Genomic DNA, 20,857 nt, shown 5'->3' on the forward strand with positions numbered 1-20,857 from the left:
AATGGATGCCGCGCCCCCCAGGTTCTAGCCTGGGGGGCGCGGCTCTTTTCGGCCGTCCGCACGACACAGGAACCAGGAACGAGGCACAGATGACCGACCCCGTGACGCTGGACGGCGAGGGCTCGATCGGCGAGTTCGACGAGAAGCGGGCCGAGCAAGCCGTTCGGGAGCTCCTGATCGCGGTCGGCGAGGACCCGGACCGTGAGGGCCTCAGGGAGACACCCGGGCGGGTGGCGCGCGCCTACCGGGAGATATTCGCCGGGCTTTGGCAGAAGCCCGAGGACGTGCTCACCACGACGTTCGACCTGGGTCACGACGAGATGGTCCTGGTCAAGGACATCGAGGTCATGAGCTCCTGCGAGCACCACCTGGTGCCCTTCGTCGGTGTCGCCCACGTCGGGTACATCCCGTCCCACGACGGCAAGATCACCGGCCTGTCGAAGCTCGCCCGGCTCGTGGACGTCTACGCCCGCCGGCCGCAGGTCCAGGAGCGGCTGACCACGCAGATCGCGGACTCCCTGATGGAGATCCTGGAGCCGCGCGGCGTCATCGTCGTCGTCGAGTGCGAGCACATGTGCATGACGATGCGGGGCGTGCGCAAGCCCGGTGCGAAGACGATCACCTCTGCGGTGCGGGGGCAGTTGCGGGCTCCGGCCACCCGGAACGAGGCGATGAGCCTCATCATGGCGCGTTGACGTTCACACAGGGAGCCTCAGCCGAACTCAGGGGCGCCCCGGCCCGGTCGATGGCCGGGGCCGCTCACGCCGCGGGTGCCGTCCCGCCGTGTTCGTCGTCGCTGTCCTCCGGGAGCCTGCACACCCGCTCCAGGAAGAACGCCGCCGCTATCACGCCGATGCCGGCGAGGACCGAGAAGCCCGCGTAGTACGCCTGGTCGCGGCGGGCGGGGATGTCCAGGAACTCCAGCATGAACACGCCCACGCCGCCGTACATCCCGCAGACGAGGGCCGCGACCAGCGCGCTGGCCTGGCCGAAGACGACCGCGCGGGCCGCCATCAGCGGCTCCACGCCCTTCGCCCCGGGCCGCCGCTCGCGCTGGGCGCGCAGCCGCGCCCGCAGCGAGATGGCCGTGGCGAGCAGGACCACCGCGATCAGGGCGAGGACGATGGGCGCGGCCAGCGGCACGCGCGGCAGCGTGTCCACGGAGTCCCACAGCCGGGCCCCCGCCCAGGACAGCACTCCGGCGACGGCGAAGAGGCCTGCCAGCACCCTCACGCGCAGTTGCTTCATTCCGGAGGTCGCCCCTTATGGTCCTGTCCGTGCTTGCCGGCTTGCTGTGCGGGTCCGTGGCCTGCCGCGGCCCGCTGTGTGGTCCCTGTGGACCCTAACGATTACTCGGGCAGCCGGAGTTCCAGGTCGGCGCGTGGCGCGACGCCGTCGCGGCCGACGTCGGCGAGCAGGTCCGCGACCGGCCCGCGGCCCGCGAGCCGTGCCTCCGGGTCGACGTCGTGCCACGGCGCGAGCACGAAGGCCCGCTCGTGTGCCCGGGGGTGGGGGAGGGTGAGGACCGGGTCGTCGGACACCACGTCGGCGTACGCCACGATGTCCACGTCGATCGTGCGCGGGCCCCAGCGCTCGTCACGGACCCGGTCGAAGGCCTCCTCGACCGCGTGCGCCCGCTCCAGGAGCGAGGACGGGGGGAGGGTGGTCTTCACGACCACGACGGCGTTGAAGTACGACGGCTGGGAGCCGGGCTCGACGCCCCAGGGCTCCGTCTCGTACACCGGAGAGACCGCCTTGACCCGCAGGCCGGGGGTGTCCTCCAGGGCGTCGATGGCGCCCTGGAGGGTCTCCAGGCGGTTGCCCAGGTTCGAGCCGAGGGAGATCACGGCGCGCTGGGGGTTGGAGAGCGTCGTGTCGGCGGCGTCCACCTGCTCCACGACGGACGTGGGGACCGGCTGGACGGTGGGGTCGCTGTGGGGGGTCATACGCGGCTCCGGGTGATGGTGACGGTCACGTCGTCGAACGGGACGGTGATCGGGGCGTCCGGCTTGTGCACCGTGACCTCGACTTCCAGGACTCCGTCGTGCTTCAGGCAGGCCTGGGCGATGCGCTCGGAGAGCGTCTCGATGAGGTTCACCGGCTCGCCCTCGACGACGGCCACGACCTCCTCCGCCACGATGCCGTAGTGCACGGTCTTCGCCAGGTCGTCGTCCGCCGCGGCCGCACGGGTGTCCAGACCCAGCACGAGGTCCACGATGAAGGTCTGGCCCTCCTCGCGCTCCCGCGGGTACACACCGTGGTGCCCGCGGGCCTTCAGGCCACGCAGCGCGACACGATCCACGCGAATCACTCCTGACAGTCGTCGGTAACGGCCGGCCATGCCGAGTGCGGTCGGCACACCGGCCACATTCGAATCTACCTGCGGGCACCGACAGTGTTCGCCCGCGGGGCTGCCGGACGGCGCCCCCGCGGGGGCTCGCGGGGGTGCCCCTACCCACTCGGCGGGGACCCGCCACCACTCAGGAGGGTGTCTCGTCGTCCTCGTCGTCACCGGAATCGGCGAGTACGGGTGAGGCGTGGTGCGACCAGAGTTTCCAGCCGTCGGGTGTGCGCCGGAACACATTCGTGGCGACCACCAGCTGGCCGACGAGCGGCCCGAGCTCCTCGCTGTCCTCGGGCGCGGGGCCACCGCTGAGGATGTTCTCCGTGCAGGTCACCAGGGCCGTGTCACCGGCCACGCTGACCTTGAGGTCGGTGAGGAAGAACTGGATGTACTCGGTGTTGGCCATGATCAGGGCGTACGACCTGAGGACCTCGCCGCGGCCGGTGAGCACCGGCCAGCCGGGGTGGACGCAGGAGATCGCGGGGCCGTCCGACCCGTGGTCCGTGTCGTCGGTGTCGTGGAGGTCCCCGTCGTCCGCGTCGGTGAGCGGTACCGGTACCGGTACCGGGATGATCGGGGACACTTCCGGGCTCGTGCCCGCGTCGGCGCCCGGGTCCGCGCCCGTGTCGGGCGTTCCCGCGTACGTCTCCGCGTCGGCGAGGTCCGCGGCGTCCAGCCACAGGTCCGACACGCCGTCGAAGTCGCCCCGTTCGAGCGCTTCGTAGAAGGCGGTGTTGGCGAGCTCCACCTGCTCGACGTCCGTCCGCGCGCGCGTCACTGAGCGCCCGCCTCCCCGGCGCCGCCCTGGCCGCCCGCCGCGTCCGTCACCGCCTGGGCCACCCGCACCGCGTCCGCCGTGGCCCGCACCTCGTGCACCCGCACGGCCCAGGCGCCCTGGTGGGCGGCAAGGGCGGACACCGCGGCCGTCGCCGCGTCGCGCTCCCGCGCGGGTGGCGGGGCGCCCTCGGGGCCCGCGAGGACGCGGCCGAGGAACCGCTTGCGGGACGCGGCCACCAGGATCGGCCGACCGAGCGCGAGGAGTCGGTCGATGCGGGCCAGGAGCGCCAGGTCGTGCTCGGCGTCCTTGGAGAAGCCGAGGCCGGGGTCGACGACGATGCGCTCCGGGGCGATGCCCCCGGCGATCGCGGCCTCCACGCGCGCGTGGAGCTCGTCGACGACTTCGGAGACCACGTCTTCGTACGAAGGCCGGGCGTGGATGTCGGTGAGGAAGCCGCGCCAGTGCATGACCACGAACGGTGCCTGCGCGGCCGCGACCGCCGGGACCATGTCCGGGTCGGCGAGGCCTCCGGAGACGTCGTTCACGAGCACCGCGCCCGCGGCGAGCGCCTGCTGGGCGACGCGGGCCCGCATGGTGTCCACGGACACCGTGACGCCCTCGGCGGCCAGGCCCCGTACGACGGGGACGACGCGCCGCAGCTCCTCGTCCTCGTCCACGCGCGGGGCACCGGGGCGGGTCGACTCGCCGCCCACGTCGACCAGGTCGGCGCCCTGGGCGGCCAGGTCGATGCCGTGCTTGACGGCGGCCGTGGTGTCGAACCACCGGCCGCCGTCGGAGAAGGAGTCGGGGGTGACGTTCACGACCCCCATGACCGCACAGCGGTCCCACTGAGGCAGCCCCTCGACCGTTCCCCGCCCGCGCAACGTACTCATGCCTCAAGCCTAGGCCCCGCGCGGGCGGCGGTTACCGTCGCGCGGGGAGGGCGTCGTTCCGCGCGGAGTGGCCGCCCTTCCGCGCGGGGTGGCCGCTATACCGCCTGCACCTCGCGCTCGGCGGTCTGGGCCGCCTGGTGCGGGCAGGGGCGGCGCTGGGCGGTGGCGCGGCGCAGGAAGCGCGGCAGGGCGAGGGTCACGAAGCCCTCGGCCTGCATCGCGGCGAAGCCGATGCGCGGCAGATCGCGGCTGGAGCGGTAGACCACGAAGCGGGGCTCCCAGCGGGGCCGGAACTTCGCGTTGAACTTGTACAGCGACTCGATCTGGAACCAGCGCGAGAGGAACACGAGCAGGCCGCGCCAGGCGCGCAGGACCGGGCCCGCGCCCAGCTTCTCGCCGCGGGCGAGCGCGGCGCGGAACATCGCGAAGTTCAGCGAGACGCGCGCGACGCCGAGCTTCGGGGCGGCCTGCAGCGCGGCCACGATGAGCAGCTCGTTCATGCCCGGGTCGGCCGAACGGTCGCGGCGCATCAGGTCCAGCGACACGCCGTCCTTGCCCCACGGCACGAAGTGCAGCACGGCCTTCAAGTCGCCGTACGCGCCCGGCTGTTCGTCGGTCTTGTGGGCGGTCGCGATCAGGCAGTCGCCGTCGTCGGGGTCGCCGATGCGGCCGAGGGCCATCGAGAAGCCGCGCTCGGTGTCGGTGCCGCGCCAGTCGTCGGCGGCGCGCTGGATGCGCTCCAGCTCCTTCTCGCCGAGGTCACGGATGCGCCGTACGCGGGTCTCGTAGCCATTGCGCTCGATCCGCTTGACCATCTGGCGCACGTTGCGCATCGCGCGCCCGGACAGGGAGAAATCCGCGACATCCACCACCGCCTCGTCCCCGAGCTCAAGCGCGTCCAGGCCGGTCTCGCGGGTCCACACCTGGCCGCCGGTCTCGGAGCAGCCCATGACGGCGGGCGTCCAGGAGTGCGCCTTGGCCTCGTCCATGAAGCGCTCGATGGCGCCCGGCCAGGCCTCCACGTCGCCGATCGGGTCGCCCGAGGCGAGCATCACACCGGAGACGACGCGATACGTGACGGCGGCCTTCCCGCTGGGAGAGAACACCACGCCCTTGTCGCGGCGCAGCGCGAAGTGGCCGAGCGAGTCGCGGGCGCCGTGCTTGTCCAGCAGCTCGCGCAGCCGGCTCTCGTCGTCCTGGGTGAGGCGCGCGGCCGGGTGCTCGGGGCGGAACGCCAGGTAGATGGTGGTCAGCGCGGTCAGCATGCCGAGGGCGCCGAGGGAGAAGCCGACCGTCCAGGAGGTGTTGCCGGTGTAGCCGACGGGTCCCTCGAAGCCGAACAGGCCGTACAGGACGTGCTCGAGGCGTGCCGTGATGCTCGGATCGCCGACGACCTTGGTCGGGTGGACGCTGACGATCACCAGGCCGAGCGCGATCGAACCGGCGCCCAGGAGCACGAAGTTGGCGAGGGCACGCCAGCGGCTGCGCGGGTCCGGCAGCGCGGCGAACTCACGGCGGTGCCGCAGCAGCAGCGCGAGCAGCGCGAGCGAGATCGCGGCGCCGATGAACGAGTGGCGGTATGTGAATTGCGCCACCGCACCCACCGGGAGCAGCACCACCGCGGCCCGCCACGCCCGCCGCTTGTGCCGCCGCAGCCCGTGCGCGAGCAGGAGCAGCAGTACGCCGCAGCTCAGCGCCGCCGCGGCCGCGAAGGGGCCGAGCGCGCCGGGCAGGACCTCGGCGACGGTGTGCAGCCGGCTGTGCCGGAAGCGCGGGAAGACGCCGGCCGCGACGTTCAGCAGGCCGACGAGTGCGCAGATTCTGGCGGCGAGGACCGGGACGGCTTCGGGGCGGGGCCCCCGGAGGATCCGGCGCACCCCACGGTTTCCGCCGTCATTGCCTCCTGGAACCGCACCCGACATTTCCCCATCTATCCTGACAGACATCGCATCCCGTAGTTCTGCGAGAGAGCTTCCATCCGGTGCCAAAGGTGGCGTCCGGTGATATTGCGCCCTCTAGGACGGTCCTTCGGGGACACGGGTTCACTCCCGGCCGGAAAACCGGCGGAAAGCTGGCGGAAAAGGAACGGTTCGACCTGGAACCGTCGACTCCGCCCTCCGCACCGGCCCCCGGGGAACGAACAGGCAGAAAGCGCAGGCAGGATCATCCCATGGGTCTCACGAGCAATAATGTGCTGGCACTTGCGGTAGCGCTGGCCGTGCTGCTTTTCATCGGCACGATCTGGCTCTGGCCGCAGCTCGCACGGCGCAGCTGGCGCGCGATCACGGGGCGCGTCGGGCTGCTGCTCGCCACGCAGCTCGCGGTGTTCGCGTCGGTCGGCCTCTCCGCCAATCAGGCGTTCGGCTTCTACGCCACCTGGGCGGATCTCTTCGGCCAGGAGACGGCGCAGGGCGTGGTCGTCGACCACGACGCCATGAAGGGCGAGAAGGGCCCCGTCCGGGTGGTCGACACGAAGTCCGTCGACGTCCCCGGCGGCGGCATCCCGCGGGTCGGCGGTCAGATCCAGAAGATCGACATCCAGGGCCGGCACTCGAAGATCGCCAGCCCGGCGTACGTCTACCTGCCGCCGGAGTACTTCCAGCCGCAGTACAAGCACCGCACCTTCCCCGCGGCGGCCGTCCTGACCGGCTACCCGGGCACCGCCGAAGCCCTCATCAAGGGCCTGCACTACCCGCAGACCGCCCACCGGCAGGCCAAGGACGGCAAGATGCAGCCGATGATCCTGGTCATGCTGCGGCCGACCGTGGCGCCGCCGCGCGACACCGAGTGCGTCGACATCCCCGGCGGCCCGCAGTCCGAGACGTTCTTCGCCAAGGACCTCCCGAACGCCATCACCGACCACTACCGCGTCGGCAAGAAGCCCGACAGCTGGGGCATCATCGGCGACTCCACGGGCGGCTACTGCGCCCTGAAGGTGGCCATGCACCACCCCGAGGTGTACGGCGCCGCGGTCGGCCTGTCGGCCTACTACAAGGCCGCGCAGGACGTGACGACCGGCAACCTGTTCCACGGCGACAAGGACCTGGAGCGGCGTGCGGACCTGCTGTGGTACCTCGAACACATGCCGCCGCCCAAGACCTCCCTCCTTGTGACCACCAGCAAGAAGGGCGAGGGCAACTACAAGGACACCAAGAAGTTCATCGACAAGGTGAAGGCGCCGACCCGGGTGTCGTCGATCACCCTCGAAAGCGGCGGGCACAACTTCAACACGTGGCGGCGCGAGATCCCGGCGTCGCTGGTGTGGATGAGCGGGCGTCTTACGGGCGGGTCGGACGTGCGCTGAGCGCGCCCTGAGCCGTGGGGCCCGCGTCCTGTGACGGGACGCGGGCCCACGCGTGTGTGAGGGGCCGTACGCCCGCTACAAGGCGGAGGCTCACGCCCCTGTGACCGAAGCCACCGTCTCCAGTTCCACGTCCTCACGCGCGATGTCGCGCGCGTCCGCCGCCGTCGAGCGGCGCAGGGCCTCGTGCAGGCGGGCCGGGGTGAGCACCCCGAGGAAGCGGCCCTCGCTCTTCTCGTCGATGACGGCGATCCAGCCCGCGTCGTGCTGGAGCATCGTCGAGAACGCCTGCTTCAGGCTCGCGCCCACCGGGAGCCATGCCTCCATGCGGCGTGCGTGCTCGCGCACCGTGCCCTTGCCCCCGCGCGCGTGCTCGGCGGAGAGCCAGCCGTGCAGGTTGTTCTCGCCGTCCAGGACGACGGCCCAGCGGGCGCCCGCGTCGAACTCCTTGGGCAGCGGGTCGTCGAGGTGCACGACCGGCGGCTGCTCCAGGTCGCCCTCCTCGATGGGCGTCACCGAGAGCCGCTTCAGGCCCCGGTCGGCGCCCACGAAGTCGGCGACGTACTCGGTCGCGGGCGCGCCGAGGACCGTCGAGGGGGTGTCGAACTGCTCGATGCGGCCGTTTCCGTAGACGGCGATGCGGTCGCCGAGGCGGACGGCCTCCTCGATGTCGTGCGTGACGAAGAGCACGGTCTTGCGCACGGACTGCTGGAGCCGGAGGAACTCGTTCTGCAGGCGCTCGCGCACCACCGGGTCGACCGCGCCGAACGGCTCGTCCATGAGGAGCACGGGCGGGTCGGCCGCCAGCGCGCGGGCCACGCCGACGCGTTGGCGCTGGCCGCCGGAGAGCTGCTCGGGATAACGGTCGCCGAAGACGGCCGGGTCGAGGCCGACCAGATCGAGGAGTTCGGCGGCGCGCTCGCGGGCCTTGGAGCGCTTCACGCCGAGCAGATGCGGGACGGTCGCCGTGTTGTCCAGGACCGTCTTGTGCGGAAAGAGGCCGACCTGCTGGATGACATAGCCGATGCGGCGCCGGAGTTGGACGGGGTCGATTTCGGATATGTCGTCGCCGTCGAGGAATATCCGCCCACCGGTGGGCTCGATGAGCCGGTTCACCATTTTCATCGTCGTGGTCTTGCCGCAGCCCGACGGGCCGACGAGCGTGACCAGTTCACCCTCGCCCACCTCGAAGGACAGGTCGTCGACGGCCGTCGTGCCGTCCGCGTACCGCTTGGTCACGTTCTCGAACCGGATCATGATTCCCCATTGTGGCGCGTGTTCTGTGAAGGCCGTGTTGCGCCGAGACGAAGAGCCTCTCCGCGTCTCGGAGATTGTCAGTGCTCGGGGTTAGGGTCGCCAGTCGGAAGGACATGTGGGTTTCGGCACGTGTCAGAACCGGCATGGGTGACGAAGTTTCGGGGGAGGCGGGGCGGGTGAGCAAGCGGAACTGCCTTGTGGCGAACGACTGGATCTGCGGGGAGTACGTCCGGTCCCGCAGTCAGGAATTGATCGACGCGACGGTCGAGCACGTGGCGATCACGGCCGTGTCCGTGCTGATAGGCGTGGCGGTGGCGCTGCCCCTCGCGCTGCTCGCGCGGCGCTGGCGCTTCCTCGCGGCCCCCATTCTCGGCGTGACGACGGTGCTGTACTCGATTCCGTCCCTCGCCATGTTCTCGCTGCTGCTCCCGTTCTTCGGCCTTTCCGCGTCGCTGGTCGTCACCGGCCTCGTGCTGTATTCGCTGACGATCCTCGTACGCAACATCCTCGCGGGCCTCCAGGCGGTCCCCGAAGAGGCCAGAGAAGCCGCCAAGGGCATGGGGTACGGCCCGGTGCGGCTGCTGTGGGAAGTGGAACTGCCGCTCGCGCTGCCGGCGTTGCTCGCGGGCGTGCGGATCACCACGGTCTCCACGGTCGCCCTCACCACCGTCGGCGCGATCGTGGACTACGGCGGCCTCGGCACGCTGATCCTCGACGGCCTCGACACCCAGTTCAAGGCGCAGGTGCTCACCGCGTCCGCGCTGTGCGTCGTCCTCGCCATCACCGCCGACCTGCTGCTTCTCGCCCTCCAGCGGCTCCTGACGCCCTGGACGCGAGCCAACCGAATACGACCGGGCCGCTTCTCGCGCAACGCGGGCGCGGCCAAGAGCGTGGCCAAGGTGGCTGAGCCCGTATGAACGCGATATCCGGTGCCTACGACTGGCTGACCACGTCCGCCAACTGGCAGGGCGAGAAGGGGGTGTGGCACCGCCTCGCCGAGCATCTGTACTTCAGCGGCGTGTGCCTCGTCGTGGCGTGCCTGATCGCGCTGCCCGTCGCGCTGCTGCTCGGCCACATCGGCAAGGGCGGCGCGCTCGCGGTCAACATCTCCAACGTGGGCCGTGCGGTGCCCACGCTCGCGGTCCTGATCCTGCTCACGCTCACCCCGCTCGGCGAGCACGGGGACGTGCCGACGCTGATCGCCCTGGTCCTGTTCGCCGTCCCGCCGCTGCTCACCAACGCGTACATCGGCATGCGCGAGGTGGACAGGGCCGTGGTGGAGGCCGCGCGCGGCATGGGCATGAGCGGGCGTCAGCTGTTCGCGCGGGTCGAGCTGCCGCTGGCGTATCCGCTGATCATGACGGGCGTCCGGTCTGCGGCGGTGCAGGTCGTCGCCACGGCGACGCTCGCCGCGATGGCGGGGGAGGGGGGCCTCGGGCGGATCATCACGGCCGGGTTCAACCTCCAGAACACCCCGCAGGTCGTCGCGGGCGCGTTCCTGGTGGCGCTGCTCGCGCTGCTCGTGGAGGGCGTGCTGGTGCTCGCGGGACGGCTCTTCGACCCGATGCGGGGGCGGTCCCGGCCTTCTTCGTGATGCTGTGCGGGCCCGTGGCCCTTCTTTGACGCCTGGCTCATGGCCCTTCTGGTTCATGGCCTTTCTCGACGCTTGATGTGGAAACTCTCGAAATGGTGGTTCACCGATGAACAGCAGGACGCGTCGCGCGCGACGGATGGCAGGGGCGGCCGCGGCCGTCGTGGCGCTGACCGCGGGGCTCACCGCGTGCGGCGGGGACAGCCTGGAGGACGACGACAAGGGCTCCGACGGCGGGGGCAAGGGCGGCAAGATAGTGGTGGGCTCGGCCCGGTTCACCGAGCAGAAGGTGCTCGCCGAGCTGTACGCGGGCGTCCTGCGCGACGCCGGGTACGACGCGTCGGTGAAGACCGTGCAGAACCGCGAGGTGTACGAGCCCGAGCTGAAGAAGGGCACCATCGACGTGGCGCCCGAATACGCCGCCACGCTCACGGAATTCCTCAACCTGAAGAAGAACGGCTCGGACGCGAAGCCGGTCGCCTCCAGCGATCTCGACGCGACGTACGGCGAACTCACGAAGCTCGCCGAGGGCCGCGGCCTGAAGGCCCTCCCGGCCGGCGAGGCCGTCGACCAGAACGCCTTCGCGGTGACCGAGGATTACGCCAAGGAGCACAAGCTCAAGACGCTTTCCGATCTTGGAAAGTCCGGCGAGAAGGTCCGGATCGCCGCCGGTGACGAATGCGAGACGCGGCCCTTCTGCGCGCCCGGCCTGAAGAAGAAGTACGGCATCGACGTCGCCGGAATCGACCCCAAGGGTGTCGGCACCACCCAGTCCAAGCAGGCCGTGAAGAACGGCACGGACCAGCTCGTCCTGACCACCACCACGGACGCGACGCTGAAGAACTTCGGCCTCGTGATCCTGGAGGACGACAAGAAGCTCCAGAACGCGGACAACATCCTGCCCGTGGTCAACGCCGACGAGGCGGGCGACAAGAAGATGGCCGCCGCCCTCGCCAAGGTCACCAAGGCGCTGACGACCGACGATCTCATCGAACTCAACCGCAAGGTCGACGAGGAGCGCGAGAAGGAAGCGGATGTCGCGAAGGAGTATCTGGAGTCGAAGGGCCTGATCAAGAAGTAGGCCGCGCGGACGGCCCGGGCCCGGGCGGTGCGCGCGCCCGGGCCAGGCCGAACCGTCGTCCTTCGGGGAGCCTTCGTCGCGGAATGCGGAAGCGGTGCGCGCCGGGTTGCGGAATCCGGGCGGAGGAGATGGAGTGACGCCTCGGAGATGAAGTGGTTCAGTGGCGTGGGGAGTTGCTGTGGGGGCACCGGGAATTTGGCGGGCGGGGCACCAGACTTCGTCTACGCGCGGTAAGTTTCTGGCCATGCCACGTGGACGTCACCGCCATTCCCCACCACTGCACAGGCTGCTTCCTCCGTCGGCGGTCGCAGGCTTCTCCCTCGTCTGCGCCGGCGGGGCCTGGATGTTCGCGGAACCCGTCGTGCTGCGCGGCCTCGTCGCCGCGGCGGCCGCGAGTGCCGTCGTGGGGTCGGTCGTCATGCGCCAGTGGGACCGGACGGCGGGCAGACGCGTCGCCGAGCTGGGCCGGGCGCGGGCGAGCGACGAGTGGCGCTACGAAGAGCGGATAGCCGAGGCCGAATCCGACCTCGACGAGTCGCGCGAGCTGCGTACGAGGCTCGAGTCCAAGCTCCGCTCCAAGCGGGCCGAGCTGGCCGCGCTGCGCAACGAGCACGCGGCGCTGCTGCGGCGGTACGCGACCGCGGAGACGGAGCGGGCCAGCGCGCTTGAGGGGCGGCGGTTGCTCGCCATAGAGGCGGCGGTGCCTTCTCGGGCTCTGCCGCCGGCTGCTTCGGATTCTGATCGGGAGACGGGTTCCGGGGACGAGGTGGTTTCCGGGGGCGAGGTGGCTGACGGGGCGTCGGCTGCGTCCGGTGGGTCCGGTGGTTCTTCCTCGGGTTCCGGGGCGCGGGTCGCGGTTCGTCCGGGGGCGAGCCCGACGCCCTCGCTGTACGGGCGCGCCAACGCGGCGCTTGAGCGGCTGGAGCGGGCTTCGGCCCCGACGGCGGCGCGGGGCGATGCCGGTGACGCGGACGCGGCTGAGGCCGCCGGTCCCGACGACCTCGCCGACGACAATGACGTGGACGACCCTGACGACTTGGACTTGGTTGTCGGTGACGGTCGGGGCGTAGCGGGACCGGCCGCTGGGCCGGACGACGGACCGGCTGAGGGATCGGCCGAGGGACCGGCCGATGGCCCGGCTGAGGGAACGGCCGGCGGGACGGTCGAGCCGCACGGTCACGAGCGTGCGGCGGCCCGGCACTTCACCGTTCCGGCCGCGGCGGCCGTCGTACCGCCCGCGCAGCCGCGGCGGCGGCGTGCGGGGGAGGGCGGCTTCGACTTCTTCGGTACGAAGGGCACGTCCGGGAAGAGTGTCGCTCCGGCCGCGCTGGAGGCCGCGCAGAACGCGGACCTCGCCGATGTCGTGGGCGAGGAGGTCCTCGCGGTGCACAAGGCGGAGGCCGAGGCCGAGTTCAAGCCGTCCGACGCGGCGACCGACGCCGAGCGCGGCGTGGGCCAGGTCATCGACCTGACGGCCCATGACGAGACGGAACAGATCGACGTGGAGGGCCTCCGCACCGCACTGCGCGCGTAGCGTTCGCCTGGGCAGGGACGCCCTACGTCGGCCGCCGCTTGCGCGGCGCCCGTCTCCCACCCACCCGTGACTGTGGGCCGCACCGCCCAAGCCCCGCGTGCCCCGCGCCCACGGCGCCATGACGTGCACGGAAGGGCACAATCCCGCCCGCCGGCCGCCTAGGCCATCCACCGGTCCGGCCGCGCCTCCCGCCGCCCCGTCCGGGACCGCTCCGCCTGGGCCTGCAGGAGGCCGACGGCCTCCTCAGCGCCCCGCAGGCGCGCGGTCACCGTCTTGTTGGCCCCGGTGTCCACCTTCACGTCGGCAACGCCCTTGAACCGCTCCCAGGGGCCCTGCACAAGGCGGACGCTCTGCACCTTCGCGTGCGGTACCAACGACAGGCGCCGCCGCAACAGCCCGTGCCGCGCGGCGAACACGGCGTCCGTGACCGCGAGGCCGTACCCGTGCCACCACACGGGAACACACCACGCGGCCCGCGCGGGCGGCAGCGACAACTCGCCCGCCGCGGGCACCCGCACCCCGGGCAGAATCCGCTCGATCACCGCCTCCGCGTGCGCGCGCGGGGCGACCGGCACGAGCACGCCGTTGGCCGACCCCGCCACGTCCAGCTCCACCCGCACCCACCCGAGCCGCCGCCACAGCAGCGGCTCCACGACGCGTACGGTCTGCACCCGCCCCGGCGGCACCGTCTCGTGCGCCTTGTCGAGCAGCCCGTGGTCGATGCGCAGGCCGTCGGGCGACTCGCCCACCCGCCAGTCGTACTCCGCGACGAACCGCCCCACACTGCTCGCGAACGCACCGCCCAGCATGGGCAGCGCGGTCGCGACGACGGTCCACGCGTTGTGCGTGATCAGCCACAGGACCGTCGGTACGACGAGCGCGGCCACCAGCAGCACCCACGGCGCGCCGGTGAGCAGCAGGGACACCGCCAGCATGCGCGGCTGCACGTGCAGCAGATTGCGCACCGGCGCCTCGCCGACCTCGCGCGCCGTCTCGGGCGCGAAACCGGCTGCCCGCGCGAGCAGTTCGGCGCGCAGCGCGGCGGCGTCCTTCTCGTCCAGGTAGGCCAGCTCGTCCTTCTTCTCGGTGCCTACGACGTCCAGCTTCAGCTTGGCCACGCCCACGATGCGGGCGGCGAGCGGCTGCGTGACGTCGACGGCCTGGAGCCGGTCGAGCCGGATGTGCGCGGTGCGCCGGAACAGCAGGCCGGTACGGATGCGCAGTTCCGTGTCGGTCACCGCGAAGTGCGTGAACCACCAGCTCAGGAAGCCGTAGAGAGCCCCGCCGATCACCACGGCCGTGGCACCGAGGGCGAGGGTGACCGCCGTCAGCTCCGACAGCCGGCGCTGCGTGCCGTCAGGGTCGTGGAAGGCCCAGCCCACGAGGATCGCGATGGGCGCCCAGGCGCGACGCAGCGGCGTGACGGGATGCAGCCGCCGCTCCCCCACACCCCCGGACCCAGGCCCGCTTCCGGGTTCAACCTCACTCCCCGGCCCCGGCCCCGGCCGACCCTCCGCCTCAGGTGCCCCGCCGGCGATGTTCACAGCCCCGCCGATCGAGCCTCGCCCAGCTCCGTCAGCCGGTCACGGAGCCGCTCGGCCTCCTTCGGGTCGAGGCCGGGGATGCGGGCGTCCGTGGCGGCCGCCGCCGTGTGGAGCTGGACCCCGGCGAGGCCGAAATAGCGCTCCACGGGGCCGGAGGTGACCTCGACGAGCTGCATCCTGCCGTACGGCACGATCGTCTCCTCGCGCCACAGCACGCCCCGGCTGATGAGCAGGTCGTCGGCCCGCTCCGCGTACTTCCACGAGCGCCAGTTGCGCGCGAGCAGCTCCCAGCCCCAGGCCGCGAGGGCCAGCGGCAGCGCCGCGAAGGCCGCCCACACGGGCCCGGCGAACAGCCCGAGCAGCACCCCCAGCGCCACCGCGAGCGGCACCAGCCACACCACGAGCAGCATCCTGCGCATCGTCAGCACCCCGCGCGGCAGCCCGGTCCACTCGGGCGCCGTGTCGGGCTCCCCCGTGGATCCGCCTGACCCCGCCGCCGTCCCGGTCTCCATGCCACAAGCGTACGTACGGGATCTGACAGTGGTGCGGCCGCGCGCGTACGACAGACTGTGGGCATGAGCCCCACGACGGAGCACACGCCCACGACGCAGCCGCGGACGACGGATCCCGCCGAGGCCACCTTCGGCATCGGCGGCGCGGCCGAGAGCACCGACATGGTGCTCAACATCGGCCCCCAGCACCCGTCCACGCACGGCGTGCTGCGGCTGCGGCTCGTCCTGGACGGCGAGCGGATCGAAGCCGCGGAGCCCGTCATCGGCTATATGCACCGCGGCGCGGAGAAGCTCTTCGAGGCGCGCGACTACCGCCAGATCGTGATGCTGGCCAACCGCCACGACTGGCTGTCGGCGTTCTCGAACGAGCTGGGCGTCGTCCTCGGTGTGGAGCGCATGCTCGGCATGGAGGTGCCCGAGCGCGCGGTCTGGACGCGCACGCTCCTCGCCGAGCTGAACCGGGTCCTGAACCACCTGATGTTCCTCGGCTCGTACCCGCTCGAACTGGGCGGCATCACCCCGGTGTTCTACGCGTTCCGGGAGCGCGAGGAGCTCCAGAACGTGATGGAGGAGATCTCCGGCGGCCGCATGCACTACATGTTCAACCGCGTCGGCGGCCTCAAGGAGGACCTGCCCGCCGGGTGGACGACGCGGGCGCGCGCCGCCGTCGCCTCGGTGCGTTCGCGCATGGACGTGTACGACGACCTGGTGCTCGGCAACGAGATCTTCCGCGGGCGCACGCGCGGCGTGGGCGTCCTCTCCGCCGCCGCGGTGCACGCCTACGGAGTGAGCGGTCCCATCGCGCGCGCCTCCGGAGTGGACTTCGACCTGCGCCGCGACGAGCCGTATCTGGCGTACGGCGAGCTCGGCGACGTACTGAAGGTCGTGACCCGCCAGGACGGCGACTGCCTGGCCCGCTTCGAGTGCCTCCTGGAGCAGACCCACAACGCCCTCGACCTCGCGGACGCCTGCCTGGACCGGATCGCGGACCTGCCCCAGGGCCCGATCAACCAGCGCCTTCCGAAGGTCCTCAAGGCACCTGAGGGCCACACGTACGCCTGGACCGAGAACCCGCTCGGCATCAACGGCTACTACCTGGTCTCCAAGGGCGAGAAGACCCCGTACCGCCTCAAGCTCCGCTCGGCCTCGTACAACAACATCCAGGCGCTGACGGAACTGCTGCCCGGCCAGCTCGTCGCCGACATGGTGGCCATCCTCGGATCGCTGTTCTTCGTAGTCGGCGACATCGACAAGTAGCCCTCCCCGTAGAGGGCGGGTCACGGCGCGAGCAGGTCCTCCACGCCTACGCCCACCGGCTGCACCAGCCACCCGAAGTCCCCCAGCCCGCCGGCCGCCGTCAGCTCCGCCGCCTCGCCCGCGCGCGTGAGGGCCCGTACGTACGCCGCCGGATCGCTGGAGGCGAGCGCCAGGGGCGGCCGGTCGCCGGTGACGCCGAGGGCGCGCAGGGCGGTGCGCTGGGTGAGCAGGCGGGCGTCGGGCAGCGCGCAGGCGTCGAGCGCCACGTGGGCGGTGATGTCGCGGTCGCCGTCCGGGACGGGCGGCTCCTCGCGGCCCGCGCGGAAGCCCGTCAACGTACCGAAGGGCGGCCGGTTGTCCCGCGTGTGGGCGTAGTCGACGGCGACCGCGAGGCCGCGCGTCAGGGTCGCCAGGGCCGCCGCCCAGGCCTCGTCCCGGGAGCGGCCGATCTCCGCGCGCAGGCCGGACTCGGTGCCGAGCGGCCACCAGCGCGCGAGCCACGCGGCGTCAGGCCCGTCCACCGGACCGCCGAGCTCCTCGGTGCCGTCGTCGCGTACGAGGACCCTCCTGAGCGCGCCGTCGGGCGCCCGCTCGGCCACGTCCAGGGGCACGTTGTCGAGCCACTCGTTGGCGAACAGCAGGCCGGTCACGCCGGCCGGGGGCTCCGCGCACCACTGCACGCGCGCGTGGAGCCCGTCCGGGCGTTCGGCGCGCTCCACGGCGTACGCACGCACGCGCGGCGCCACCTCGGCGGGCAGCGCCGCGAGGACGCCCGTCGTCAGCTCGCCGCGGCCCGCGCCCATGTCCACGAACGCCAGCTCCCCGGGGTGCCCGAGCGCGGCGTCGACGCGGCACAGCAGCCGGGCCACGGCGCCCGCGAAGAGGGGCGAGGCGTGCACGGAGGTGCGGAAGTGGGCGGCGGGGCCCTCCGGCCGCCGATAGAAGCCGTCCGGGCCGTACAGCGCCGTCTCCATGGCCTCCCGCCAGCCGCGCGGCGCGCCGGTTGGCGCTTCCTGTGCTCCCCGTGCCTCGTTCGTCACATCGAGAAGGCTAATCGGGCCTCCACCTTGGGGAGTACGAGACGGTCGTACGGATCGGACCTCCGGTTGACCCGAGGGGCCCGACGGGTTGCCTACGCTGGGTTACGTGCAGCGCCTCTATGACTTTCTCCGCAGACACCCGACGGGGGTCGACGCCTTCTGGGCGTGTGTCCTGTTCGGGCTCTCCGGGCTTGCCTTGGTGGCCGTAGCCGAGACAGAGACCAGCGATCCGGCCCTCGCGTCGCTGCCGATCATCATCGGCCTGTGCCTCGTGGTGGCGCTGCGGCGCCGGATGACCGAGCGGATGCTGCTGCTCGCCGCGGGGCTCGGCGTCGCGCAGATGCTCATCGACGTGAAGCCGGGGCCCGCGAACTTCGCGATGCTCGTGATCATCTACACGGCGGCGGCGGACGCTCCCCGGTGGGCCTCGCGGTTCGCCCTGGTCGGCGGGCTCGCGGCGGCCCCGCTGTCGCAGATGCGCTGGCCGGAGAACACGTCGGGCGTCTGGGGCAACGTCCTCTTCACGGTCTTCATGGTCGTGCCGTTCGCGCTCGCCTGGGTGCTCGGCGACTCCATCCGCACCCGCCGCGCCTACCTCGCCCAGCTCGAGGAGCGCGCGGACCGGCTCGAGAAGGAGCGAGAGGCGCAGTCCAAGGTCGCGGTCGCCGCCGAGCGCGCCCGCATCGCCCGCGAGCTGCACGACGTGGTCGCGCACAACGTCTCGGTGATGGTCGTCCAGGCCGACGGCGCCGCCTATGTCCTTGACGCGGCGCCCGACCAGGCCAAGCAGGCCCTCGCCACCATCTCCGGCACCGGCCGCCAGGCGCTCGCCGAGATGCGCAGGCTGCTCGGCGTGCTGCGCACGGGTGAGCCGGAGGAGAGCGGCGAGTACGTCCCGCAGCCGGACGTGGAGCAGCTCGACGAGCTGATAGAGCAGGTGCGCTGCGCGGGCCTGCCGGTCGACTTCAAGGTGGAGGGCACCCCGCGCCCGCTGCCCAGCGGCGTCGAGCTCACCGCGTACCGCATCGTCCAGGAGGCGCTGACCAACACCCGCAAGCACGGCGGCGAGAACGCCGGGGCGAGCGTCCGGCTCGTCTACTTCGACGACGGCCTGGGGCTGCTCGTCGAGGACGACGGCAAGGGCGCCCCGCACGAGCTGTACGAGGACGGCGGCGCCGACGGCAGCGGGCACGGCCTGATCGGCATGCGCGAGCGCGTCGGCATGGTCGGCGGCACGCTCGACGCGGGCCCCCGCCCCGGCGGCGGTTTCCGCATCAGCGCCCTTCTTCCACTGAAGCCCGCACACTGACACCTGTCACTGCACCAGCCGCTGCACCTGTCGATGTACCTGTCGATGGACCTGTACTGCCCGAGCCCGGTCGACGCCCGGTCGATGCCTCCCGAGCCGTCGGCGATGATGTGTTCGGGAGCCTCCCGTGAACCCCCTATGAAGGGACCCCTTTGATGTCGATCCGCGTGATGCTCGTCGACGACCAGGTGCTGCTGCGCACCGGGTTCCGGATGGTCCTCGCGGCGCAGCCGGACATGGAGGTCGTTGCGGAGGCCGGTGACGGCGTCGAGGCGCTGCAGGAGCTGCGGGCCACGGCCGTCGACGTGGTCCTGATGGATGTCCGCATGCCGAAGCTGGACGGTGTGGAGACGACGCGGCGCATCTGCGCCGACGCCAATCCGCCGAAGGTGCTCATCCTGACCACCTTCGACCTCGACGAGTACGCCTTCTCGGGCCTGAAGGCCGGTGCGTCCGGCTTCATGCTGAAGGACGTGCCGCCGGCCGAACTGCTCGCCGCCATCCGGTCCGTGCACAGCGGCGACGCGGTCGTCGCGCCGTCCACGACGCGGCGCCTGCTCGACCGCTTCGCGCCGATGCTGCCGAGCGCGGGCGGCCAGCCGCAGCACAAGGAGCTGGAGCGGCTCACCGAGCGCGAGCGCGAGGTCATGGTGCTCGTCGCCCAGGGTCTGTCGAACGGCGAGATCGCCGCGCGCCTGGTGCTCTCCGAGGCGACCGTGAAGACGCACGTGGGCCGCATCTTGACCAAGCTCGGGCTGCGCGACCGCGTGCAGGTGGTCGTGCTCGCCTACGAGACGGGGCTTGTGCGGGCGGGCGGGGGCGGCGCGGGCTGAGCCCCGCGCGGGGCGGTGCGCCCACGCGGGCGCCGGGTGTCCCGCGCGGTGTGCGGCCTCGGCGCGGTGTGTGGCCTCAGCGCAGCACGCCCTCGATGAACTCGCTGCCCAGGCGTGAGACCACGCTCAGGTCGAGCTGGTGCTGTACGTACCGCCCGCGGCGGCGGGTGGTGATCAGCTCGGCCTTCTTCAGGACGCTCAGGTGCCGGGATATCTCGGGTGCCGTCATGCCGTGGGCGTCGGCCAGCTCTCCCGTGGTGTACGACCCGCGGGCCAGGTGGCGGCACAGGCGCATGCGGACGGGGTGGGAGAGCGCGGCCATGCGGCGCGTGAGCTGCTCCACGGAGGCGGGGGCGGCCAGGCCCGGGGTGTTCACGGGGTAGGTGATCGAGGACTGCCAGCCGTACCGGTGCAGGACCATCAGGTGGGGCCAGCCGAGGCTGGTCGGCACCAGGACCAGGCCACCGTCGCCGGTCACATGGTGGCCCACGGCCATCTTGTCGACCGTGATCCGCCGGGCCTCCTCGTCCAGGGACACCGCTCCGGAGATGGCCTTCAGGGCTTCCTTCAAGCCCATGCGCCGCAGCAGTTCGGTCTTGTGGCGGGCGTCCGCCGCGAGCTGCTGGCTGACCCGGGACCAGGTGTCCGCGAAGAACGCCTCGTCGCAGTCCTCCATCAGCTGCCGGAACCAGGCCCGCACGACGGGCGGATCGTCCAGCAGCCGCTTGGTGAACCGCACTTGGTGGTCCCCGCGCGCGGCGGCCAGCTCCAGGGCGTGGCGGCGCATCTTCGGGTCGTGCAGGGGGTTCGTCGACCGCTGGTCGTACGACAGTTGGCAGGTGAACTCCAGGGCGGCGTCCACGAACTGCTCGTCCGTCAGCTTGTCCAGGAGGTCGAGCTCTTCGGCGAGCGTGGCACCGGGGAGGGTGGTCCTGCCGGGGATGCCCGCGAAAGGCGCGAAGACGTCGGAGAACGTCGTCCGCCACAGGAAGTCCGCCTCGCACATGCGGTCCGCGAGGCACGGGGACAGCCGCGCCGAAACGGCTGTCGCCCAGCCCTGCAGCCCCGGGTGGTGAGCGGGCTCGGACAGCGCGTGCAGTGCCGTGCCGAGCTCGCTGAGGGGCGAGGGCACGACGTGGATCCGCTCCGGCGTCAGGCCGGTGATGTCGATGCTCACGCTCATGTCCCCATGGTGCACCGCGCCACTGACATCGCCGTCGTCGATTGACGACTGACGTCAATCCACGCGACACGGGCCTTGGGCCTCGCGCAGGTTTGGGGCATCGCCGGTCAGCCGCACCGGCCGGGGCGCCGGCGTTGTCGCCCTCCTTGTCCTCATGGGGCTGCGCCCCTTTCCCCGCTATTGCCGCTTCGCGGCTCGTCCTCAAGCGCCGGACGGGCTGATTCGGCCCTCCGTTGTTCGTCGAGTGTCCGTTAAGTACCCTTTGCCGTGAAAGGTCTATGTGCCATGAGTGTTACTCAGCAGTACCTGCTTGATGCCTACCGTGCCGCCCAGCTCGGGGAGCGGACACCGCCCGCCCCGGGGACCAACGACTGGCAGGTCGTGCGTGAGGTGCGGGACT

Annotated in this window: 20 protein-coding genes; 9 read left to right on the forward strand and 11 right to left on the reverse strand. The window is 71.7% G+C overall.

Annotated elements, in window-relative coordinates; all coding sequences use genetic code 11:
* Window positions 1-89 precede the first annotated feature (89 nt).
* On the forward strand, window positions 90-695 hold the full coding sequence (gene folE, locus IEY91_RS36135; RefSeq protein ID WP_164322254.1) for a GTP cyclohydrolase I FolE: 606 nt from the start codon (window positions 90-92) through the stop codon (window positions 693-695).
* A 64-nt stretch (window positions 696-759) separates the two neighbouring features.
* Here the strand turns inward: folE and IEY91_RS36140 are convergent, their stop codons facing one another.
* The 6 genes from IEY91_RS36140 to IEY91_RS36170 form a co-directional block, all read right to left on the reverse strand.
* Window positions 760-1,248, reverse strand: coding sequence for a DUF3180 domain-containing protein (locus tag IEY91_RS36140; RefSeq protein ID WP_164322251.1), 489 nt, complete (start codon window positions 1,246-1,248; stop codon window positions 760-762).
* Between the two features lie 101 nt (window positions 1,249-1,349).
* Complete coding sequence (gene folK / locus IEY91_RS36145; RefSeq protein ID WP_164322249.1) at window positions 1,350-1,946, reverse strand: 2-amino-4-hydroxy-6-hydroxymethyldihydropteridine diphosphokinase; 597 nt, start codon at window positions 1,944-1,946, stop codon at window positions 1,350-1,352.
* Complete coding sequence (gene folB, locus IEY91_RS36150) at window positions 1,943-2,302, reverse strand: dihydroneopterin aldolase (protein WP_030361050.1); 360 nt, start codon at window positions 2,300-2,302, stop codon at window positions 1,943-1,945. Before folB ends, folK begins: the two co-directional genes overlap by 4 nt.
* 178 nt (window positions 2,303-2,480) lie before the next feature.
* A complete protein-coding gene (locus tag IEY91_RS36155) occupies window positions 2,481-3,122 on the reverse strand; it encodes a nuclear transport factor 2 family protein (protein ID WP_229697452.1) in 642 nt (213 codons plus the stop codon).
* Window positions 3,119-4,015, reverse strand: coding sequence for a dihydropteroate synthase (gene folP / locus IEY91_RS36165; protein WP_189177178.1), 897 nt, complete (start codon window positions 4,013-4,015; stop codon window positions 3,119-3,121). The genes IEY91_RS36155 and folP overlap by 4 nt, the downstream gene beginning before the upstream one ends.
* A gap of 95 nt (window positions 4,016-4,110) precedes the next feature.
* A complete protein-coding gene (locus IEY91_RS36170) occupies window positions 4,111-5,937 on the reverse strand; it encodes a phosphatidylglycerol lysyltransferase domain-containing protein (RefSeq protein WP_164322245.1) in 1,827 nt (608 codons plus the stop codon).
* A 248-nt stretch (window positions 5,938-6,185) separates the two neighbouring features.
* Between IEY91_RS36170 and IEY91_RS36175 the strand changes: the two genes are divergently transcribed.
* Window positions 6,186-7,319, forward strand: a complete 1,134-nt coding sequence (locus IEY91_RS36175) for an alpha/beta hydrolase (RefSeq protein WP_164322244.1) — start codon at window positions 6,186-6,188, stop codon at window positions 7,317-7,319.
* A 90-nt stretch (window positions 7,320-7,409) separates the two neighbouring features.
* Here the strand turns inward: IEY91_RS36175 and IEY91_RS36180 are convergent, their stop codons facing one another.
* Window positions 7,410-8,573, reverse strand: coding sequence for an ABC transporter ATP-binding protein (locus IEY91_RS36180; RefSeq protein ID WP_164322242.1), 1,164 nt, complete (start codon window positions 8,571-8,573; stop codon window positions 7,410-7,412).
* A gap of 176 nt (window positions 8,574-8,749) precedes the next feature.
* On the opposite strand from IEY91_RS36180, the gene IEY91_RS36185 reads away from it, so the two are divergent.
* The 4 genes from IEY91_RS36185 to IEY91_RS36200 all read left to right on the forward strand — a co-directional run bounded on the left by IEY91_RS36185 (window position 8,750) and on the right by IEY91_RS36200 (window position 12,779).
* Window positions 8,750-9,490: an ABC transporter permease gene (locus tag IEY91_RS36185; protein ID WP_164322240.1), complete on the forward strand. Its 741-nt coding sequence runs from the start codon at window positions 8,750-8,752 to the stop codon at window positions 9,488-9,490.
* Entirely contained in the window at window positions 9,487-10,167 is a 681-nt protein-coding gene (locus tag IEY91_RS36190) for an ABC transporter permease (protein WP_164322238.1), read from the forward strand. The genes IEY91_RS36185 and IEY91_RS36190 overlap by 4 nt, the downstream gene beginning before the upstream one ends.
* Window positions 10,168-10,273: 106 nt before the next feature.
* Entirely contained in the window at window positions 10,274-11,245 is a 972-nt protein-coding gene (locus tag IEY91_RS36195) for an ABC transporter substrate-binding protein (protein WP_189177179.1), read from the forward strand.
* Between the two features lie 244 nt (window positions 11,246-11,489).
* Window positions 11,490-12,779, forward strand: a complete 1,290-nt coding sequence (locus IEY91_RS36200) for a coiled-coil domain-containing protein (RefSeq protein WP_189177180.1) — start codon at window positions 11,490-11,492, stop codon at window positions 12,777-12,779.
* A 158-nt stretch (window positions 12,780-12,937) separates the two neighbouring features.
* Here the strand turns inward: IEY91_RS36200 and IEY91_RS36205 are convergent, their stop codons facing one another.
* Together IEY91_RS36205 and IEY91_RS36210 are read right to left on the reverse strand one after the other, a co-directional pair.
* Window positions 12,938-14,335 carry a PH domain-containing protein gene (locus IEY91_RS36205; RefSeq protein WP_373288100.1) on the reverse strand — a complete coding sequence of 466 codons (1,398 nt, stop codon included), beginning with the start codon at window positions 14,333-14,335 and terminating at the stop codon, window positions 12,938-12,940.
* Entirely contained in the window at window positions 14,320-14,835 is a 516-nt protein-coding gene (locus tag IEY91_RS36210; RefSeq protein WP_164322224.1) for a PH domain-containing protein, read from the reverse strand. Before IEY91_RS36210 ends, IEY91_RS36205 begins: the two co-directional genes overlap by 16 nt.
* A gap of 63 nt (window positions 14,836-14,898) precedes the next feature.
* Between IEY91_RS36210 and IEY91_RS36215 the strand changes: the two genes are divergently transcribed.
* Window positions 14,899-16,092, forward strand: coding sequence for an NADH-quinone oxidoreductase subunit D (locus IEY91_RS36215; RefSeq protein ID WP_373288096.1), 1,194 nt, complete (start codon window positions 14,899-14,901; stop codon window positions 16,090-16,092).
* 20 nt (window positions 16,093-16,112) lie between these two features.
* Here the strand turns inward: IEY91_RS36215 and IEY91_RS36220 are convergent, their stop codons facing one another.
* Window positions 16,113-17,066, reverse strand: a complete 954-nt coding sequence (locus IEY91_RS36220; RefSeq protein ID WP_189177204.1) for an SAM-dependent methyltransferase — start codon at window positions 17,064-17,066, stop codon at window positions 16,113-16,115.
* Between the two features lie 172 nt (window positions 17,067-17,238).
* Here IEY91_RS36220 and IEY91_RS36225 point away from each other — a divergent pair, with 172 nt between their 5' ends.
* Window positions 17,239-18,441, forward strand: a complete 1,203-nt coding sequence (locus tag IEY91_RS36225) for a sensor histidine kinase (protein ID WP_164322213.1) — start codon at window positions 17,239-17,241, stop codon at window positions 18,439-18,441.
* Window positions 18,442-18,596: 155 nt separating this feature from the next.
* Window positions 18,597-19,274: a response regulator transcription factor gene (locus tag IEY91_RS36230; protein WP_164322211.1), complete on the forward strand. Its 678-nt coding sequence runs from the start codon at window positions 18,597-18,599 to the stop codon at window positions 19,272-19,274.
* Between the two features lie 76 nt (window positions 19,275-19,350).
* On the opposite strand, the gene IEY91_RS36235 is transcribed toward IEY91_RS36230, so the two are convergent.
* Complete coding sequence (locus IEY91_RS36235; protein WP_189177181.1) at window positions 19,351-20,457, reverse strand: DUF5937 family protein; 1,107 nt, start codon at window positions 20,455-20,457, stop codon at window positions 19,351-19,353.
* Between the last annotated feature and the right edge of the window lie 400 nt (window positions 20,458-20,857).

This window comes from Streptomyces lasiicapitis (assembly GCF_014646335.1).
GTDB lineage: Bacteria > Actinomycetota > Actinomycetes > Streptomycetales > Streptomycetaceae > Streptomyces > Streptomyces lasiicapitis.

Bases quoted from the DNA above. Each gene is read 5' to 3' on its own strand.
- folE (WP_164322254.1), top strand. From the start codon at position 90: ATGACCGACCCCGTGACGCTGGACGGCGAGGGCTCGATCGGCGAGTTC.
- IEY91_RS36140 (WP_164322251.1), bottom strand. From the start codon at position 1,248: ATGAAGCAACTGCGCGTGAGGGTGCTGGCAGGCCTCTTCGCCGTCGCC.
- folK (WP_164322249.1), bottom strand. From the start codon at position 1,946: ATGACCCCCCACAGCGACCCCACCGTCCAGCCGGTCCCCACGTCCGTC.
- folP (WP_189177178.1), bottom strand. From the start codon at position 4,015: ATGAGTACGTTGCGCGGGCGGGGAACGGTCGAGGGGCTGCCTCAGTGG.
- IEY91_RS36170 (WP_164322245.1), bottom strand. From the start codon at position 5,937: ATGTCGGGTGCGGTTCCAGGAGGCAATGACGGCGGAAACCGTGGGGTG.
- IEY91_RS36175 (WP_164322244.1), top strand. From the start codon at position 6,186: ATGGGTCTCACGAGCAATAATGTGCTGGCACTTGCGGTAGCGCTGGCC.
- IEY91_RS36180 (WP_164322242.1), bottom strand. From the start codon at position 8,573: ATGATCCGGTTCGAGAACGTGACCAAGCGGTACGCGGACGGCACGACG.
- IEY91_RS36190 (WP_164322238.1), top strand. From the start codon at position 9,487: ATGAACGCGATATCCGGTGCCTACGACTGGCTGACCACGTCCGCCAAC.
- IEY91_RS36195 (WP_189177179.1), top strand. From the start codon at position 10,274: ATGAACAGCAGGACGCGTCGCGCGCGACGGATGGCAGGGGCGGCCGCG.
- IEY91_RS36200 (WP_189177180.1), top strand. From the start codon at position 11,490: ATGCCACGTGGACGTCACCGCCATTCCCCACCACTGCACAGGCTGCTT.
- IEY91_RS36210 (WP_164322224.1), bottom strand. From the start codon at position 14,835: ATGGAGACCGGGACGGCGGCGGGGTCAGGCGGATCCACGGGGGAGCCC.
- IEY91_RS36215 (WP_373288096.1), top strand. From the start codon at position 14,899: ATGAGCCCCACGACGGAGCACACGCCCACGACGCAGCCGCGGACGACG.
- IEY91_RS36220 (WP_189177204.1), bottom strand. From the start codon at position 17,066: ATGGAGACGGCGCTGTACGGCCCGGACGGCTTCTATCGGCGGCCGGAG.
- IEY91_RS36230 (WP_164322211.1), top strand. From the start codon at position 18,597: ATGTCGATCCGCGTGATGCTCGTCGACGACCAGGTGCTGCTGCGCACC.
- IEY91_RS36235 (WP_189177181.1), bottom strand. From the start codon at position 20,457: ATGAGCGTGAGCATCGACATCACCGGCCTGACGCCGGAGCGGATCCAC.